This is a genomic window from Pseudomonas sp. LB3P14 (assembly GCF_054898045.1).
The window spans coordinates 7,279,449-7,295,912 of sequence record NZ_CM142714.1; the positions used below are offsets into that span (position 1 = coordinate 7,279,449).

16 protein-coding genes are annotated in these 16,464 nt (G+C 60.3%); 11 read left to right on the forward strand and 5 right to left on the reverse strand.

Annotated features, from left to right (window positions below):
• Positions 1–53 precede the first annotated feature (53 nt).
• Genes cobU through ACYZT5_RS33510 form a run of 8 tightly spaced genes read left to right on the forward strand, consistent with a single transcriptional unit; the run spans position 54 to position 5,378 of the window.
• Positions 54–575, forward strand: coding sequence for a bifunctional adenosylcobinamide kinase/adenosylcobinamide-phosphate guanylyltransferase (cobU, locus tag ACYZT5_RS33475; protein WP_462049090.1), 522 nt, complete (start codon positions 54–56; stop codon positions 573–575).
• The gene (cobT, locus tag ACYZT5_RS33480; protein ID WP_462049091.1) at positions 572–1,627 is read left to right on the forward strand and encodes a nicotinate-nucleotide--dimethylbenzimidazole phosphoribosyltransferase; all 1,056 of its coding nucleotides are present in this window, start codon (positions 572–574) and stop codon (positions 1,625–1,627) included. The genes cobU and cobT overlap by 4 nt, the downstream gene beginning before the upstream one ends.
• Positions 1,624–2,199 (forward strand): alpha-ribazole phosphatase family protein, encoded by a 576-nt coding sequence (gene cobC, locus ACYZT5_RS33485; RefSeq protein WP_462049092.1) that lies wholly within the window; start codon positions 1,624–1,626, stop codon positions 2,197–2,199. The genes cobT and cobC overlap by 4 nt, the downstream gene beginning before the upstream one ends.
• A gap of 2 nt (positions 2,200–2,201) precedes the next feature.
• A complete protein-coding gene (locus tag ACYZT5_RS33490; protein WP_462049093.1) occupies positions 2,202–2,933 on the forward strand; it encodes an adenosylcobinamide-GDP ribazoletransferase in 732 nt (243 codons plus the stop codon).
• A 54-nt stretch (positions 2,934–2,987) separates the two neighbouring features.
• Positions 2,988–3,392 carry a MarR family winged helix-turn-helix transcriptional regulator gene (locus tag ACYZT5_RS33495; RefSeq protein ID WP_458511502.1) on the forward strand — a complete coding sequence of 135 codons (405 nt, stop codon included), beginning with the start codon at positions 2,988–2,990 and terminating at the stop codon, positions 3,390–3,392.
• Between the two features lie 52 nt (positions 3,393–3,444).
• Complete coding sequence (locus ACYZT5_RS33500) at positions 3,445–4,653, forward strand: MFS transporter (RefSeq protein WP_462049094.1); 1,209 nt, start codon at positions 3,445–3,447, stop codon at positions 4,651–4,653.
• Positions 4,650–4,772, forward strand: a complete 123-nt coding sequence (locus ACYZT5_RS33505; RefSeq protein WP_008148682.1) for a hypothetical protein — start codon at positions 4,650–4,652, stop codon at positions 4,770–4,772. The genes ACYZT5_RS33500 and ACYZT5_RS33505 overlap by 4 nt, the downstream gene beginning before the upstream one ends.
• Before the next feature lie 54 nt (positions 4,773–4,826).
• A complete protein-coding gene (locus ACYZT5_RS33510) occupies positions 4,827–5,378 on the forward strand; it encodes a glutathione peroxidase (protein WP_462049095.1) in 552 nt (183 codons plus the stop codon).
• Positions 5,379–5,467: 89 nt separating this feature from the next.
• On the opposite strand, the gene ACYZT5_RS33515 is transcribed toward ACYZT5_RS33510, so the two are convergent.
• The 3 genes from ACYZT5_RS33515 to ACYZT5_RS33525 form a co-directional block, all read right to left on the reverse strand.
• Positions 5,468–6,739: an OmpP1/FadL family transporter gene (locus tag ACYZT5_RS33515; protein WP_462049096.1), complete on the reverse strand. Its 1,272-nt coding sequence runs from the start codon at positions 6,737–6,739 to the stop codon at positions 5,468–5,470.
• A 144-nt stretch (positions 6,740–6,883) separates the two neighbouring features.
• Positions 6,884–7,366 (reverse strand): hypothetical protein, encoded by a 483-nt coding sequence (locus ACYZT5_RS33520; RefSeq protein WP_462049097.1) that lies wholly within the window; start codon positions 7,364–7,366, stop codon positions 6,884–6,886.
• Between the two features lie 277 nt (positions 7,367–7,643).
• The gene (locus ACYZT5_RS33525) at positions 7,644–7,868 is read right to left on the reverse strand and encodes a hypothetical protein (RefSeq protein WP_003214941.1); all 225 of its coding nucleotides are present in this window, start codon (positions 7,866–7,868) and stop codon (positions 7,644–7,646) included.
• 997 nt (positions 7,869–8,865) lie between these two features.
• Between ACYZT5_RS33525 and ACYZT5_RS33530 the strand changes: the two genes are divergently transcribed.
• Both ACYZT5_RS33530 and ACYZT5_RS33535 read left to right on the forward strand, forming a co-directional pair.
• Positions 8,866–9,189 (forward strand): sel1 repeat family protein, encoded by a 324-nt coding sequence (locus ACYZT5_RS33530; protein ID WP_462049098.1) that lies wholly within the window; start codon positions 8,866–8,868, stop codon positions 9,187–9,189.
• A 175-nt stretch (positions 9,190–9,364) separates the two neighbouring features.
• Positions 9,365–10,729 (forward strand): DNA recombination protein RmuC, encoded by a 1,365-nt coding sequence (locus ACYZT5_RS33535; protein ID WP_462052349.1) that lies wholly within the window; start codon positions 9,365–9,367, stop codon positions 10,727–10,729.
• Between the two features lie 141 nt (positions 10,730–10,870).
• On the opposite strand, the gene ACYZT5_RS33540 is transcribed toward ACYZT5_RS33535, so the two are convergent.
• Positions 10,871–14,341, reverse strand: a complete 3,471-nt coding sequence (locus ACYZT5_RS33540) for a hybrid sensor histidine kinase/response regulator (protein WP_462049099.1) — start codon at positions 14,339–14,341, stop codon at positions 10,871–10,873.
• Between the two features lie 277 nt (positions 14,342–14,618).
• The gene (locus ACYZT5_RS33545) at positions 14,619–15,158 is read right to left on the reverse strand and encodes a TetR/AcrR family transcriptional regulator (RefSeq protein ID WP_462049100.1); all 540 of its coding nucleotides are present in this window, start codon (positions 15,156–15,158) and stop codon (positions 14,619–14,621) included.
• 91 nt (positions 15,159–15,249) lie between these two features.
• Between ACYZT5_RS33545 and ACYZT5_RS33550 the strand changes: the two genes are divergently transcribed.
• Positions 15,250–16,443, forward strand: a complete 1,194-nt coding sequence (locus tag ACYZT5_RS33550; protein ID WP_462049101.1) for an MFS transporter — start codon at positions 15,250–15,252, stop codon at positions 16,441–16,443.
• The last annotated feature ends 21 nt before the right edge of the window (positions 16,444–16,464 follow it).

Genomic DNA, 16,464 nt, shown 5'->3' on the forward strand with positions numbered 1-16,464 from the left:
GGCTTGCCCGCGAAGTGGCCCGTCCCCACACCGCCAATTTGAAGGAATGAACCATGCTGCAACTGATCCTCGGCGGCGCCCGTTCCGGTAAAAGTCGACTGGCCGAAAAACTCGCCTCCGACAGCGCTCTGGCAGTGACTTATATCGCCACCAGTCAACCGCTGGACGGTGAAATGAACGAGCGGGTCGCCCATCACCGCGCCCGTCGTCCGGCCGAATGGGCGTTGATCGAAGAGCCTGTGGAACTCGCCCGCGTCCTGCGCGAAACCGCCAACGCCGATCGGTGCCTGCTGGTGGATTGCCTGACATTGTGGATGACTAATCTGCTGATGCTCGACGACACCGAGCGTCTGTCGGCCGAACGTGATGCTTTGCTGGATTGCCTGGCGTCGCTGCCGGGTGAAATCATTTTTGTCAGCAACGAGACCGGAATGGGTGTCGTACCGCTCGGCGAATTGACCCGCCGCTATGTCGATGAAGCCGGTTGGCTGCATCAAGCGTTGGCCGAGCGCTGTGAGCGAGTCGTCCTCACCGTCGCCGGCCTGCCCCTGACTTTGAAAGGAACTGTGTTATGACTCAATCCTGGTGGCTGAACCGCTGCAAGCCGATCGATGCTCAAGCGGTCGAGCAGGCCGAGGCCCGTCAACAACAGCTGACCAAACCGGCCGGCTCCCTCGGTCGGCTTGAGTCGGTGGCCGTGCAATTGGCCGGGTTACAGGGGCAGGTCAAGCCGAGACTCGATCAGCTGTGGATCGCAATTTTTGCCGGTGACCACGGCGTGGTCGCTGAAGGGGTGTCGGCATTTCCTCAGGAAGTCACCGGGCAGATGCTGCACAACTTCGTCAGCGGTGGGGCGGCGATCAGCGTGCTGGCGCGGCAACTCGGGGCCTCCCTGGAAGTGGTCGACCTCGGGACCGTCACGCCGTCGTTGAATTTGCCGGGTGTGCGTCACTTGAACATCGGCCCGGGCACAGCGAATTTCGTCGAAGGTTCGGCGATGACGCCGGCACAAGGCGAACTCGCTTTACAGGCCGGCCGCGACAGCGTGCAGCGCGCCATCGCGGCGGGTGCGCAGTTGTTTATCGGTGGCGAGATGGGCATCGGCAATACCACCGCGGCCAGCGCGTTGGCGTGTGCCTTGCTCGATTGCCCGGTGGTGCATCTGGCCGGGCCGGGCACGGGTTTGAACGCGGCGGGTGTCAGTCATAAAGCTCAGGTTATCGAGCGCGCTTTGGCATTGCACAATGCTCAACGCGGCGATGCGCTGCAAACCCTGTTCAACCTCGGCGGTTTTGAAATCGCTGCACTGGTCGGCGCGTATCTGGCGTGTGCCCAGGAAGGCGTCGCGGTGCTGGTGGACGGTTTCATTTGCAGCGTCGCGGCATTGGTGGCAGTGCGGTTGAATCCTGAATGCCGTCAGTGGCTGTTGTTCGGTCATCGCGGCGCCGAGCCGGGTCATCGTCATGTACTGGAAACCCTGAATGCCGAACCGCTGCTGGACCTCGGCCTGCGTCTGGGCGAGGGCAGTGGCGCTGCATTGGCCGTGCCGTTGCTGCGTCTGGCGTGCGACCTTCACGGGCAGATGGCGACCTTCGCCGAGGCCGCCGTGGCGGACCGTCCGGCATGACCTTGCGCCTGGACCTGTTGCGCCATGGCGAAACCGAACTCGGTGGCGGCTTGCGCGGCAGCCTCGACGATGCGCTGACCGACAAGGGCTGGGCGCAGATGCGCGCGGCGGTGGTCGATCAGGGGCCTTGGGATCGTTTGGTCAGCTCGCCGTTGCAGCGTTGTGCGCGATTTGCACAGGAGCTCGGCGCGCAACTGGGATTGCCGGTGCAGTTGGATAAAGACTTGCAGGAGCTGCACTTCGGCGCCTGGGAAGGGCAGAGCGCCGCGGCGCTGATGGAAACCGACGCCGAGGCGTTGGGAGTGTTCTGGGCCGACCCTTATGCGTTTACGCCGCCACAGGGTGAGCCGGTCGTGGATTTTTCGACGCGGGTGTTGGCGGCCGTTGAGCGATTGCATGCCGCCTACGCCAGCGAGCGGGTGTTGCTGATCAGTCACGGCGGGGTCATGCGTTTGTTGCTGGCTCAGGCGCGGGGATTACCTCGTGAGCAATTGCTCAACGTCGAAGTCGGGCATGGCGCGTTGTTTTCGCTGTCGGTCGAATCCGGCGTGTTGTTAAGGGAAGCGACCTGACCATGTTGCCGTTCTGGATCGCCCTGCAATTTTTGAGCAGTTTGCCGGTTCGTCTGCCGGGCATGCCGGCGCCGCAGGCGTCGGGACGGTCGCTGCTGTTTTATCCGCTGGTCGGCTTGCTGTTTGGCGGGATTTTGTGGGTGTTCAACTGGCTGGTACTCGGCACCCCGTTGTTGCTTCATGCAGCGCTGTTGCTGAGCGTTTGGGTGTTGCTCAGTGGTGCCTTGCACTTGGACGGCCTGGCCGATAGCGCCGATGCGTGGCTGGGTGGGTTCGGCGATCGAGAGCGCACGTTGACGATCATGAAGGACCCGCGCAGCGGCCCGATGGCGGTCGTGACGCTGGTGCTGGTGTTGCTGCTCAAGTTCGCCGCGTTGCTGGCGTTGATCGAGCAGCAACACGCCGTTGTCCTGATCATCGTTCCGATGATCGGGCGCAGCGCGATGCTGGGGTTATTCCTGACCACGCCCTATGTGCGTGCCGGCGGGTTGGGGCAAGCACTGGCCGATCATCTGCCACGTTTGGCGGGCATGCAGGTGTTGGCGGTCAGTGCGTTGGCGTGTGTTTTGATTGCTGGCCTCAGCGGCGTGTTGGCAGTGGCGTTGGCGGCGTTGGTGTTTGTCTGGTTGCGACAGATGATGTTGCGGCGATTGGGCGGCACGACGGGCGATACGGCGGGGGCGTTGCTGGAAATCCTTGAGGTGGCGGTGCTGGTGGGATTGGCGATCTGCTGAACTTCCCACATCATGTAACTTGATTTAACACAACCGCGGGTATATACACGCACCATGCTCGACTCCCAATGTTTATGCATCAACCTGCGTCGCGCCGCTCGTGGCGTCAGCAGGCACTACGACGGCGCTCTCGACGGCTTCGGGATTAACGTTGCCCAGTATTCTCTGCTGTGTAATTTGCAGCGTCTGGATAAACCGAGTATTTCCACGTTGGCCGAGGCCATGGGGCTGGATCGCAGCACCTTGGGGCGAAATCTGCGGGTGCTGGAAGGCGAAGGCCTGCTGATGCTGGTCGAGGGCGAAGACATGCGTAACCGCATCGTGATGCTCACCGAGGCCGGTGTTGAACGGCTGACAGCGGCCTTGCCGGCGTGGGAAGCGGCGCAGCAGCGGTTGATTGATCGCCTGGGTGCCGAGAAACGCGAAACCTTGCTGAGACTGCTGGACGAACTGGCGTGATGCCGGTTTTTCCGATCTTAAGCGGGTATATACCCGCTACCGGAGAATAAGAATGACATCGATGTGGCGTACTTGCGGTTGGGTTCTGTTGGGGAGTGCGCTGATTCTCGCGTTGTCCTTGGGCGTACGGCACGGCTTTGGGCTGTTTCTGGCGCCGATGAGTGCCGAGTTCGGCTGGGGGCGTGAGACGTTTGCCTTCGCCATTGCCTTGCAGAACCTGATCTGGGGCCTGGCGCAGCCATTCACCGGCGCGTTGGCCGACCGCTTTGGCGCCGCGAAAGTGGTGCTGATCGGCGGAGTCCTGTACGCGTTGGGCCTGGTGTTCATGGGCCTGTCGGATTCGGCCGTGACCTTGTCCCTGAGTGCCGGCTTGTTGATCGGTCTTGGCCTGTCGGGCACTTCGTTCTCAGTGATCCTTGGCGTGGTCGGCCGCGCGGTGCCGCCAGAGAAACGCAGCATGGGCATGGGCATTGCCAGCGCCGCCGGTTCGTTCGGTCAGTTCACCATGTTGCCCGGTACGCTGGGGTTGATCGGCTGGCTCGGCTGGTCTGCGGCATTGCTGGTGCTGGGCCTGTTGGTGGCGCTGATCGTACCGCTGGTGAGCATGCTCAAGGACAAGCCGCTACCGGTGTTCGGCCATGAACAAACGCTGTCCGAAGCATTGCGCGAAGCCTGCTCCCATTCGGGGTTCTGGCTGCTGGCATTCGGTTTTTTTGTCTGCGGTTTCCAGGTGGTATTCATCGGCGTGCACTTGCCGGCTTATCTGGTGGATCAGCACCTCCCGGCGACCGTTGGCACCACGGTGCTGGCGTTGATTGGGCTGTTCAATGTATTCGGTACCTACACGGCGGGCTGGCTCGGCGGGCGGATGTCCAAGCCGCGTTTGCTCACCGGCCTGTATCTGCTGCGGGCCGTGGTGATCGGGTTGTTCCTGTGGGCGCCCGTCACGACGACCACCGCGTACCTGTTCGGCATGGCAATGGGTTTCCTGTGGCTGTCGACCGTGCCCTTGACCAACGGCACCGTCGCGACCTTGTTCGGCGTGCGAAATTTGTCCATGCTCGGTGGGATTGTTTTCCTGTTTCACCAGCTCGGATCGTTCCTCGGCGGTTGGTTGGGCGGGGTGGTGTACGACCGAACCGGGAGCTATGACTTGATCTGGCAGGTAGCGATTCTCTTGAGCCTGTTGGCCGCGGCCCTGAACTGGCCGGTGCGTGAACGGCCGGTGGCGCGTCTGCAAACACAGATGAGTGCAATATGAACAGCCTCTGGCCGCGGATCGCTGTCGTCGCTGTCTGCGCCTTGCTGCTGGCCCTGTCGTGGTGGGGCTGGCATCAGGGCGGGTTGGCGTTGATGCAACTGGGCATGGGTGCTTGCTAGCAGGATGTGAGGGCGAGTAACTTGGTTTTCACGATTTCTCAAGGATGCACCGACATGCTGATGCGCTGGCTCGCAGTTCCCGCGTTACTGGTAGCGTTTAGTGGATGGGCTCAAGCGGCAGAGTGTCCGGACCTTTTGCAAGGCTCGTTGCCCAAGCTGCGTGCCAAGGAATCCATCGACCTGTGCCAGCGCTTCGCCGGCAAACCGCTGGTGGTGGTCAATACCGCGAGCTTCTGCGGTTTTGCCCCGCAGTTCAAAAGCCTTGAGGCGCTGAGTCAGCGCTACAAGGATCAGGGGCTGGAAGTGATCGGCGTTCCGTCCAACGACTTCAAGCAAGAGTCCAAGGATGGCGAAGAGACCGCCAAGGTCTGCTACGTGAACTACGGCGTGACGTTCACCATGACTGAACCGCAGAAGGTGCGCGGGGATGATGCGACTCACTTGTTCAAGATCATCGCCAAGCAGAGCACCGCGCCGAAGTGGAACTTCTACAAATATGTGGTCGATCGCAAGGGCAAGGTGATCGCCAATTTCTCCAGCCTGACCAAGCCTGACGATCCCGAGTTCATCCAGGCCGTGGAGAAAGCCCTGGCCTCGCAACCCTGATCGACGCCCGTTAAAAAGCCCCGCCTCTGTACAAGAGAGCGGGGCTTTTTCAATTCAGGCGGCGAGTGGTTCAAGCTCGCCGTGAATCATCAGAAGCGGTAGGTCGCGCCCACACCGAAACCGTTCGCATAGTTTTGATACTCGGCGTTGTAGGTCTGGCGGCCGTTGCTGTTGTTGACCTTGACCGACTCTTCGCGCAGGTACGAGTACGCAACGTCGATGGTCAGGTCGTCGGTCGGGCTCCAGCCAGCGCCCAGGCTGAAAATCTTGCGATCGCCAGTCGGGATGCGTGGGGAGCGGTTTGTGTTGTTGGTTGGTGCCTGGTCGACGGACAGACCGGTACGCAGAACCCACTGCTTGTTCAGCTGGTACGAAGCGCCGATGGCGTGAGCCCAGGTGTCGTGCCAGTTCTGTTCTTCAGTGATGGTGCCAAAGCCGCGTGCGGCCAGAGCGGCAGGAACGCCTTCGTTCTCGACGGAGATCTCTTTCAGGCGGCTCCAGCGAGTCCAGGTGCTGCCTGCGTAGAGGGTCCACTGGTCGTCCAGCTGGTGAGTGACCGAGAAGTCCACCGACTCAGGCGTGGTGATGTCCAGCGAAGCGTCGAACTTCTGGTTCGGGTTCTGGCCCAGCGCCGCGAGCAGGCCGTAGTTGACCTTGGTGTCACCTTCGAGCTTGTACTTCACTTTCGAGTGATAGGTCAGGCCGAGGCGAGTGCTTTCGAGGGCTTGAACCATGATGCCGATGTTGTAACCCAGCGCGGTGTCGTCACCCTTGATCTTGACGTTACCGTCCGCTGCGAGCGGGTTCAGCGACAGGTTCGATTCCAGGGTGCCGTCAATGCGGTTGATGGTCGGACCGAAACCGATCGACACCTTGTCGTTGAAGGCGTAGCTGACGGTCGGCTGCAGGGTTACGATTTTTACTTCGCTCTTGCTGCCGAAGTATCGGCCGGCGAAGCCGTTCTCGTAGTCGGTCACCAGGCCGAATGGAGCGTAGACGCCGAAACCGACTGCCCACTGGTCATCGATTGGCTTGACGTAGTAGCCCATGGGTACGCCCATGAAAGGGACCATGTCACCTTTGTTGGTACCACTGTTCGGACGGGAGCTGGCATCGCTGATGTCGGTGTGCGCGTCGATAAATGAAGCACCGCCGGTCACTTGTTCGCGTTTGAGGCGAGACATGCCGGCAGGGTTGCCAAAAATGGTGGATGCGTCGTCGGCAGAAGAAGATCGCCCGGCAAAACCTGTACCCATCCCGCTGATGCTTTGTTCGTTGAGGGCGAAGCCACTTGCGAAGATCTGGGTGGATGCCAAGGTAACGGCGAGGCTAAGGGTGGTTTTGAGCATTACTTTTTTCATTATTAGAACTCCTGGTGATCACCGGGGCGAAAATTACCAACATTTTCGTCCCAGCGCTATAGCCTGTATCGCTTGATTTAGAGCGGTTTTGTAGGACAATCCGACCAGATTCGCAGCATTTGCGCGATCTTGTGGAATAGCGGATCAGCAGGCGAGCTGATTCAGCGGTGATACACAGGTTTGCCAGGCGTAGGTGAAGTCTCTCAGGCGTCCTTGAGGCTGGAAGGTCTGGCGCCAGATACGGGCCATTCCCAGCAGGTCGTCTGCTTCGGGGAGCGGGGTGTTCTGTTCTTCTACCAGCAGCCAGGCGATGGCTGTGGCGTAACGCAGGTTGACGGTCAATTCGAGGTGCGGACCACTCAGGAAAGCATGTTGGCTGGCCAAGCCGCGAACCAGGCTTGCGCGTTCCGGGTCAAGTGCCAGGTAGTGGTCCCAAAGTGCCTGGTGGCGGGGTTCGGCGATTCGGTACAGGCCGTGTCCACGGCGGTCATGCAGGGCAGTACCAAGGGCTGACTGGCTGGCGGCGATGCCCAGCAGCAGGGATTCGGCAGTTGCGCTATGGCGCCCGAGGTAGATCAATGTCGGACGGATCACATAACGGCACAGTTCGCTGGCAGCGATACCCATAAAGCCCTCGAAACTTGAAAGGGTCGGCGATACCTGAAGGGAGCGTTGGCAGCGGGTGAATCGACTCAGGCTCGCCGGAAGCGGATCAATCCGCTTGAGTTGAAGTGTAGTGTCATATTCGCGCCGTAAAGGCCTGTTTTTAAAATATTTCTGGCTGCGAGTTATAACCGTTATATCGGTTAGTGCTTAAGCGGTGACAGTGAAAAGAGAAATTTCTGGCAATAAAAAGCCCCGCTTTTTGAGCAGGGCTTTTGAGGTTTTCAGTCTTTCTGGCGTTTCAGGCAACCAGTGCCTGACGGGTACGATCGATCACGGCCTGCAGCGGCTCGGCGCTGGAGTATTGATCGGGGTACAGGCGTTCGCTGTGACGAGCGATGCCGTGTTCGTTGACCAGGGTGAAGCTGAAGCAGCCTTTGCGAGCAGCCATGATCAGGCAATTCATTGGTGCAAAAGCGTTGGTTAGGGTGCGGATGGCATCCTGGGTATGGATTTGAGTAGACATAGTCATTGGGTGTTCCTACAAGCGACACGGATAAGAACCGTGCAAAGTTAAAACGTTCCAGTGACGACGACCACCATTGGTCGAACGAAGAACCCGACTGGAACAAAGCAGCCAGTTTGAAGCGCTGATAAATTGGCGCGCTTGGGCTGGCAGGTAGGTACTTAGGAGGGCAGGCAACACATCAAGGGCAAAGGTTCTGGGCCCGGGGTGAAGATCCTGATCAATTTGCAGGTTGGTTCGGTCAGAGTAAGTGAGCTTCGCAACACCCTTTGCTTTCGATTCAAAGGCTGTGTTGGCGCAAGGTTTACCTGGAAACCATCGAGGTGGTCGATCCCGCTTTGTCGGTAGAGGCTTCCTTGGGGAAGGCTGACCGGGGGGATTTGTTCGACCAGAATTGACTTTCAGCTTGGTACTAACGCCGCGGATACTAACGGATTGAATTGACGAAGGGAAGTGTGTTAGCGAAAAAAGTTCTCTAGCCCCCTTGTTCAACGTCCGGATTGGTGCGCGGAAAAAGCCATACCCCGCAGACTTGTCCTGTAATAGCACAAATTCCGACCATTGGTAGTCAAGGTTCATCGGGCCAGGACCAGCCAGGAGCATGGGTTTGCCAAGGTTATCCCCTGGTTCAGGCAAAAAATGCGCCGTAAAAGCGCATCGATATAACTGCCTCGAAGGTACTTGTGCACATAAGTCATTCACGTTGTCACGTCGCTGTCATCTTCCCTTCAAACGCAGTGGGTGCCTGTAACCGAAATTTAAGTCAATGAAAAACATCGCTTTTTTTTACTGGTGAAAAAATCGTCAGTTTGACTGCGAGCCCCATTCCATAGGGCTTTGCGAGAGTTCAAAGACGGTTGTCCACTGAGTTATCCACAGCTTCTGTGGATTGTCCCGAGCGCTTGCTCTAGGACGGGCGTGCAGGGTTTTTTTAGGCTTTACCTGTAAGAAAAAAAGAGTAGAGTGGCGCGCCTTCCGATCTGCCCCACAGTGCTTTATGAAGTTTCGTTCAGTATCAGTTGCTGCAAACTCGACACCTCCCAGCGTTACCCCGCCCAAACGATTTTCGATGCGTGTGGCCGAGTGGTTGCTGGACAGCCCGCGTCTGGGCGAAAACCCCAACGTCAAACATTTCGCCGGACGTTTGCTCAAGCAGCCGGCCCGTGAAGGGGTCGTGGCCGCGCAAAGCCGTCTCGGTCAATTGATGTGCCGTGAATGCGGGAATGCCCGGGATCGCCGTATCGGCCAGGACCTTTTGCGTCAGGCCGCGCGGGCAGGGGATCGGCGCGCCCAGCAGGAGCTTGGTCTGATCGAAGACTGAGCTGTCCAAGACCTGACGCCTTGGTTAACCTTCAAGCTTTATTCAATTGGCAGGAGTGGCTATGGCTATGGACTTGACCAGCGCATTGCTCGGTCTGGCGGGCGCTGCGCTGCCGTTATTGGTACTGGCCTGGCAACTTCAACGCCGAGCGAGCGCCACGCAGTCAGAGGTTGCGCTGCTGGAAGAGCGTCTGGCCACGGCCCATCTGGCCCAAGACGGATTGAACGCCCAACTCGAAGCCTGTCGCGATGAAATCGGTGATCTGGGCCAGGCCAACGCCGCCAAACAGGCAGACCTGGCCGCCGTGCGCCGTGAAGTCGAACTGCTGCAGATCGAACGTGACGACGCCCGCGATGCCGCCCACGCCTGGAATCTGGAGCGCGCCGGCAAAGAGGCCGAGTTGCGTCGTCTGGATGCCCAGGCTGCCTCGCTCAACGCCGAGCTGCGTGAGCAGCAGGAAAGCCATCAGCAGCGCCTCAACGACCTGCAGGGCTCGCGAGACGAACTGCGAGCGCAGTTCGCGGAGCTGGCCGGCAAGATCTTCGACGAGCGCGAGCAGCGCTTTGCCGAAACCAGTCAGCAACGCCTCGGTCAATTGCTCGATCCATTGAAAGAACGCATCCAGTCCTTCGAAAAGCGCGTCGAGGAAAGCTATCAGGCTGAAGCCCGCGAACGTTTTTCCCTGGCCAAGGAACTGGAGCGACTGCAACAGCTGAACCTGCGCCTGAGCGACGAAGCCACCAACCTGACCCGCGCCTTGAAGGGCCAGAAAACCCAAGGCAACTGGGGTGAGCTGATTCTTGAGCGGGTGCTTGAACACGCGGGCCTGGAGAAGGGGCGCGAGTACCAGACCCAAGTCAACCTCAAAGGCCCGGACGGTGAGCGTTTCCAGCCGGACGTGATCATTTATCTGCCGGGCGACAAGCAGGTGGTGGTCGACTCCAAAGTCAGCCTCACGGCCTATCAGCAATACGTCGCGGCCGAAGACGATGCCATCGGCGAGATCGCGATCAAGCAGCACGTGCTGTCTCTGCGCAATCACGTCAAAGGGCTGGCCGGCAAGGATTACAAGCGTCTCGATGGCTTGCACAGCCTGGATTTCGTCCTGCTCTTCGTACCGATCGAAGCGGCGTTTTCCGCCGCATTGCAGGCTGAGCCGACGCTGTTTCAAGAGGCCTTCGACCGTAATATCGTGATCGTCAGCCCGACCACGTTGCTGGCAACCCTGCGCGTCATCGACAGCCTGTGGAAGCAGGAGCGCCAAAGCCAGAACGCCCGAGAAATCGCCGAGCGGGCCGGGTGGCTGTACGACAAGTTCGTGTTGTTCATCCAGGATCTGGATGAAGTCGGCAATCGCTTACAGCAACTGGATAAAGCCTACAGCTCGGCGCGCAACAAGCTGACAGAAGGCCGCGGCAATCTGGTCAGCCGTAGCGAGCAGCTCAAGTTACTGGGCGCGCGGGCGAGCAAAAGCCTGCCGGCAGACTTGCTGGAGCGGGCGATGACGGATGTGGATGGCTTGGCAGAATTACCGGAGTAACCGAAAAGCATCGCGAGCAAGCTCGCTCCCACATGGGATCTGTGTGGTTGCACAAATAGAGTGAACGCCACGAAAACCTGTGGGAGCGAGCTTGCTCGCGATGGCGTCAGTCGCGCCACCATGAGCCTCAAACCTGCCGCGCTACAACGGCAAATGCCGGCTCAGCAACGCCCGCAACGCCGCCGGCTTCACCGGTTTCGCCAGGTAATCCAGCCCCGCCGCATGCACCTGGGCCACCATCTCCGGTCGCCCATCGGCGCTGATCACTACCCCTGGCACCGGCTCACCCAGTTGGGTGCGTAACCACGCCATCAACTCGGTTCCGGTCTCGCCATGGTCCAGGTGGTAATCCACCAGCGCCAATTGCGGTCGCATCCCATCGCTGAGCAGCGCCGCGCATTCATCGCGGTTGCGCGCGGTCCAGACCTGACAACCCCAGCGTGTGAGCAGGCTGTTCATGCCGATCAGGATGCTGTCTTCGTTATCGATGCACAGCACCTGCGCGCCGCTCAGCAATTTGCCGTTGAGTTCGGCGGTTTTGGTCGGCAGGGCGGTTTGAGCGCTAGCCAACGGCACACTGATGCTGAACACGCTGCCGCGCCCCGGCCAGGAGCGTACGCGCAAGGTATGACCCAGTACGCGACACAGTCCGTCAGCAATGGCCAGGCCCAGCCCCAGGCCTTTTTCAGCACGTGTCTGGTGGCTGTCGAGGCGTTTGAATTCTTCGAAAATGACCTGCTGTTTATCCTCCGGAATGCCCGGCCCACGGTCCCAGACCTCCAGGCACAGCTCGCCTTTGCGCCGGCGAACGCCCAGCAGCACCGGGCCTTTGGCGTAGCGGAAGGCATTGGTCAGGAAATTCTGCAAGATTCGTCGCAACAGTTTGATGTCGCTGTCGATTCGCAACGTACTGCCCCTGACACGGAATTCCAGCCCCTGGTCCCGGGCCAGAGCCTTGAACTCGGTACCGAGGATGTAGAACAACTCATTGAGCACGAACGGTTTTGGATCAGGGTTGATCATGCGGTTTTCCAGGCGGGAAATGTCCAGCAAGTCGCTGATCAAGTCCTCGGCCGAGCGCAGTGAACTGTCCAGGTGATGGACCAGTTTCTGCGCCTCGCCGGATAAGCCGTCGTCTTGGTGGGAAAGGGCGGCGGAGAACAGTCGCGCGGCGTTCAACGGTTGCATCAAGTCATGGCTGACCGCCGCCAGGAAACGGGTTTTCGACTGGTTGGCCGACTCCGCGGTGCCCTTGGCTTCGGTCAGGGCAACGTTGAGTTGCGACAGTTCGTGGGTGCGCTCGGTAACCCGTCGCTCCAGGCCTTCGTTGGCCTCGGTCAGCGCCTGCTCAGCCTCGCGGAACGCGGTGATGTCGGTGAAACTCATGACGAAACCGCCGCCCGGCATCGGGTTGCCGATCAGCTCGATCACACGGCCATTGGGGAAAAGTCTTTCAGACGTATGGGCGCGGCCCTGACGCATCCAGTGCAAGCGGCGGGCGACATGCACTTCGGCTTCGCCGGGGCCGCACAGACCGCGCTCGGCGTTGTAGCGAATGATGTCGGCAATCGGTCGGCCAAGCCTGATCAGTCCATCCGGGTAATTGAACAGCTCCAGGTAGCGCCGGTTCCAGGCCACCAGTTTCAACGACTGGTCGACCACGCTGATGCCCTGGGTGATGTTCTCGATCGCGCCTTGCAGCAGTGCGCGGTTGAATTGCAGCACCTCCGAGGCTTCATCGGCGATACGGACGACGTCCTCGAGCTGCATCTCCCGACCTTCGATAGCGGCTTTTACTACCGCCCGGGTCGAAGAAGCACCGAGCACACCGGCCAGCAAACGTTCGGTATGGGCGATCCATTCACCGTCGGCGTTCTGGTTCGGGTTGAAGCCTTTGCCTTGGCGGTAGGCGAAGCGGATAAAACTCTGACGGGCGCGTTCTTCGCCGACGAAGCGAGCTGCCAGCTGCAACAAATCGTCGATCTGCACCGACAGCATCGAACGGGCGCTGGGGCGGGCACTGATTTCCTGACCGATAAAGCGACCCGCCTGCCAGTGTTCCGAAACCCTCGTACGTGAGAGCACCGAAACCCAGGCGAACAGCGTGAAGTTGCCCGCAAGAGACAGCACCACGCCCTGGGTCAGCGGGGTAATCGGCAGGTGCAGCGGGTTGCTGTGTAACCAGGCCAGGCCGGGAAAACTGCTCAAGGACAAGCCAAGGCTGTTGGCGGCAATCGGCAGGATCAAGGTGTAGAACCACAGGAACGTCCCGGCGGCGAGACCGGCGAACACACCGCGGCGATTGGCCTGTTTCCAGTACAGCGCGCCGAGCATGGCCGGGGCCAGTTGGGTCACGGCGGCAAAGGCGATCTGGCCGATGGTCGCCAGGCTCGCCGTCGAGCCGAGCAGGCGATAACTGACGTAGGCCAGCAGCAGAATCACCACGATGCTCACTCGGCGCACCGAGAGCATCCACTGGCGGAACACTTCGAACGGCCGCTCGGCGTTGTTGCGCCGCAGCAACCATGGCAACAGCATGTCGTTGGAGACCATGGTCGACAGCGCCACGCTGGCGACAATCACCATGCCGGTCGCCGCCGAGGCACCACCGATAAACGCCAGCATCGCCAGGGCTGGATGGGATTGGGCCAACGGCAGGCTGATGACAAAAGAATCCGGCAATACCGAGCTCGGCAGCAGCATCTGGCCGGCGAGGGCGATGGGAACGACGAACAGCGCCGCCAGCGCCAGATAGGCTGGAAACACCCATTTGGCCAGGCGCAGATCCTGAGGGTCGATGTTTTCCACCACGGTCACGTGGAACTGCCGGGGCAGACAGATAATCGCCATCATCGCCACGCCGGTCTGCACCACCATCGACGGCCAATTAATGGTTTCTTTCCAGTACTCCTCCAGACGCGGTGCGAGCATGGCCTGGTCGAACAGGTCGTCGAAACCGTCGTACAGGCCGTAGGTCACAAACGCGCCGACGGCAAGAAAAGCGAACAGCTTGACCAGCGATTCGAACGCAATCGCCAGCACCATGCCGCGGTGGTGTTCCGTGGCGTCGAGGTTGCGGGTACCGAAGACGATGGTGAACAGCGCCAGCACCAGCGACACGATCAACGCCGTGTCCTGGGCGCGAGTGCCCATGGCATCGGCGCCGGCGCCGATCAGCAAGTTCACCCCGAGCACGATGCCCTTGAGTTGCAGCGCGATGTAGGGCAACACACCGACCAGGCAGATCAGCGCCACCACCACCGCCAGCGACTGGGATTTGCCATAGCGCGCGGCGATGAAGTCGGCAATGGAGGTGATGTTCTCCTGTTTGCTGATCATCACCATTTTTTGCAGGACCCACGGCGCGCACACCAGCAGCAGGATCGGCCCGAGGTAGATCGGCAGGAAAGACCAGAGCTGTTCGGCGGCCTGGCCCACGGCGCCAAAGAAGGTCCAACTGGTGCAATAGACGGCCAGCGACAGGCTGTACACCCAGGCGCGCACCCGCGGCGGCAACGGCGTGCTGCGACGGTCGCCGTAGAAGGCGATGGCGAACATGATGGCCATATAGGCCAGGGCGACGGCGGCGATCAGCCCGCTGGACAGCGACATGGAAACTCCAACAAAAGACACCCGGGATTCGCTCCCGGACAGACAGTCTCGCACGATGGCAGGGGTTAGTCAGTGTCGACCAAAGTCGCGGCGCGGCGGGGTGTCGCAGGATGTTTGTCAGTTGGATCTTGGGTGTCTAAGCGGGCCTCTTCGCGGGCAAGTCGGATCGCCGCATCGCACGCTCCCACAGGTTTCGTGTTGACCGCATGATTCAGATACGACACGAAACCTGTGGGAGCGTGCGATGCGGCGATCCGACTTGCCCGCGAAGGCGTCGTTACTGACGGAACGCAATCTCGATCAACCAATGCAATTCCTCAACCTCCAGCGGCGCCGCTGAAAACAGGATACGAAACACCGTCGGCGCCGCCACCATGTTAATCAGCCGATCAACGCTCGGCTTCGGCTGATCAGGGTAACGATCCAGAATCGTCTGCAACTGTCCGCCAATGATCGTCGCGCAAACGGCCGGTGTGGTGCTGCATTGCACGTCGCGCAACATGGTGCGGCCGGGCTCGGAACTCATCTCGTCCAGATACTGCTCCGCCCAGGCGCGCACATCACCGCGCAGGCTGCCGGTATTGGCCGGCTCGCTCTCGGGGCGCATGCGGGCGAGGGCGACATCCGCCAACAACACCGACAGATCACCCCAGCGCCGGTAGATGGTCGACGGCGTGACGCCAGCGCGCGCGGCGATTTGCGGGACGGTCACGGTGGCACGGTCCTGCTCTTCGAGGAGATCGCGGACGGCCGAGTGAACCGACTCTTGCACCCGGGCACTGCGACCGCCGGGGCGTAATCCTTCTTTAATTGCCATGCATCGGACCTTAAGACAAAGAATTTGCTTTAAGCGCTAGCCAGTAGCACACTCCGCAAAAGCAAAAAGTTAGCTTTTGCGGAGTATGCCGATGTCCAGTTCAACTTCCAATCGTTCAAGCCTGTGGTTCCTGGCGATCACCTTACTCAGTTTTCTCGCCGCGTCCACGGCGCCGACGCCGTTGTATCACCTGTACCAGGAACACCTGCAGTTTTCGGCAGCGACCTTGACTCTGATTTTCGGCGTGTACGCCATTAGCTTGCTGGCGGCATTGCTCACGGTCGGTTCGCTCTCGGATTACCTGGGGCGCAAACCGGTGATCTTTACCGCTGTGATGTTGAACATGCTGGCGATGCTGCTGTTTATCAATGCAGACAGTGTCGCCTGGTTGATCAGTGCACGAGTACTTCAGGGGTTTGCCACGGGGATGGCCACTGCCGTATTGAGTGCGGCGTTGCTGGACACCGATCGCCAGCAAGGGCCGCTGGTCAACAGTGTCGCGCCGTTGCTGGGCATGGCGGCGGGTGCCGTGGGTTGCGGCTTGTTGGCCGAGTTTGCACCGTTGCCGTTGCAGTTGACCTATTGGGTGCTGTTCGCGCTGTTTGTGATGCAGGCGCTGTACGTCTGGCGCTTGCCGGAAAGCGTCAGTCGGCAACCGGGAGCCTGGGCTTCGCTGCGTCCGACACTGCATGTGCCGCTCCAGGCGCGGCGTGCGTTGTGGCTGGTGCTGCCAATCAACATCGCGGTGTGGGCGCTCGGTGGTTTTTACGCCTCTTTGGCACCGTCCCTGGTTCGCACGGCCACCGGCTCGACCTCAAATCTGATTGGCGGTGCGACGGTGGCTGTGTTGACAGTGACCGGCGCGTCGATGATCTACACCCTGCGCAATCAGCCGGCCGACAAGGTCTTGCGGTTGGGCGGCAGCCTGCTGCCTGTCGGCATCGCGCTGATTCTGATAGCGGTGCACAGCGCCAGCCTGACGCTGTTTTTCGTCGCGACGCTGGTCGCTGGCGGCGGTTTCGGCGCCGGTTTCCTCGGTGCGTTGCGCAGCGTCGTGCCGCTGGCCTTGCCCCATGAACGGGCAGGGTTGATGTCGGCTTACTATGTGCTCAGTTATCTGGCGTTCTGCTTGCCGTCGTTGCTGGCCGGGAACTTGACCCACACCTTCGGGCTGGTGGCCACCACCGATGGTTATGGCGCGGTGCTGATTATGCTCTCGGTCGGTGCTCTGCTCGCATTGATGCGTCAGCGGTCCATGAAAGTCTGTGGCGTCGATGTGCGATGACCGCTAGCCTTGGCACCGCCA

Coding starts and splice junctions, on each gene's coding strand:
- cobU (WP_462049090.1), top strand. CDS start 54: ATGCTGCAACTGATCCTCGGCGGCGCCCGTTCCGGTAAAAGTCGACTG.
- cobT (WP_462049091.1), top strand. CDS start 572: ATGACTCAATCCTGGTGGCTGAACCGCTGCAAGCCGATCGATGCTCAA.
- cobC (WP_462049092.1), top strand. CDS start 1,624: ATGACCTTGCGCCTGGACCTGTTGCGCCATGGCGAAACCGAACTCGGT.
- ACYZT5_RS33490 (WP_462049093.1), top strand. CDS start 2,202: ATGTTGCCGTTCTGGATCGCCCTGCAATTTTTGAGCAGTTTGCCGGTT.
- ACYZT5_RS33495 (WP_458511502.1), top strand. CDS start 2,988: ATGCTCGACTCCCAATGTTTATGCATCAACCTGCGTCGCGCCGCTCGT.
- ACYZT5_RS33500 (WP_462049094.1), top strand. CDS start 3,445: ATGACATCGATGTGGCGTACTTGCGGTTGGGTTCTGTTGGGGAGTGCG.
- ACYZT5_RS33505 (WP_008148682.1), top strand. CDS start 4,650: ATGAACAGCCTCTGGCCGCGGATCGCTGTCGTCGCTGTCTGCGCCTTG.
- ACYZT5_RS33510 (WP_462049095.1), top strand. CDS start 4,827: ATGCTGATGCGCTGGCTCGCAGTTCCCGCGTTACTGGTAGCGTTTAGT.
- ACYZT5_RS33515 (WP_462049096.1), bottom strand. CDS start 6,739: ATGAAAAAAGTAATGCTCAAAACCACCCTTAGCCTCGCCGTTACCTTG.
- ACYZT5_RS33520 (WP_462049097.1), bottom strand. CDS start 7,366: ATGGGTATCGCTGCCAGCGAACTGTGCCGTTATGTGATCCGTCCGACA.
- ACYZT5_RS33525 (WP_003214941.1), bottom strand. CDS start 7,868: ATGTCTACTCAAATCCATACCCAGGATGCCATCCGCACCCTAACCAAC.
- ACYZT5_RS33530 (WP_462049098.1), top strand. CDS start 8,866: ATGAAGTTTCGTTCAGTATCAGTTGCTGCAAACTCGACACCTCCCAGC.
- ACYZT5_RS33540 (WP_462049099.1), bottom strand. CDS start 14,341: ATGTCGCTGTCCAGCGGGCTGATCGCCGCCGTCGCCCTGGCCTATATG.
- ACYZT5_RS33545 (WP_462049100.1), bottom strand. CDS start 15,158: ATGGCAATTAAAGAAGGATTACGCCCCGGCGGTCGCAGTGCCCGGGTG.
- ACYZT5_RS33550 (WP_462049101.1), top strand. CDS start 15,250: ATGTCCAGTTCAACTTCCAATCGTTCAAGCCTGTGGTTCCTGGCGATC.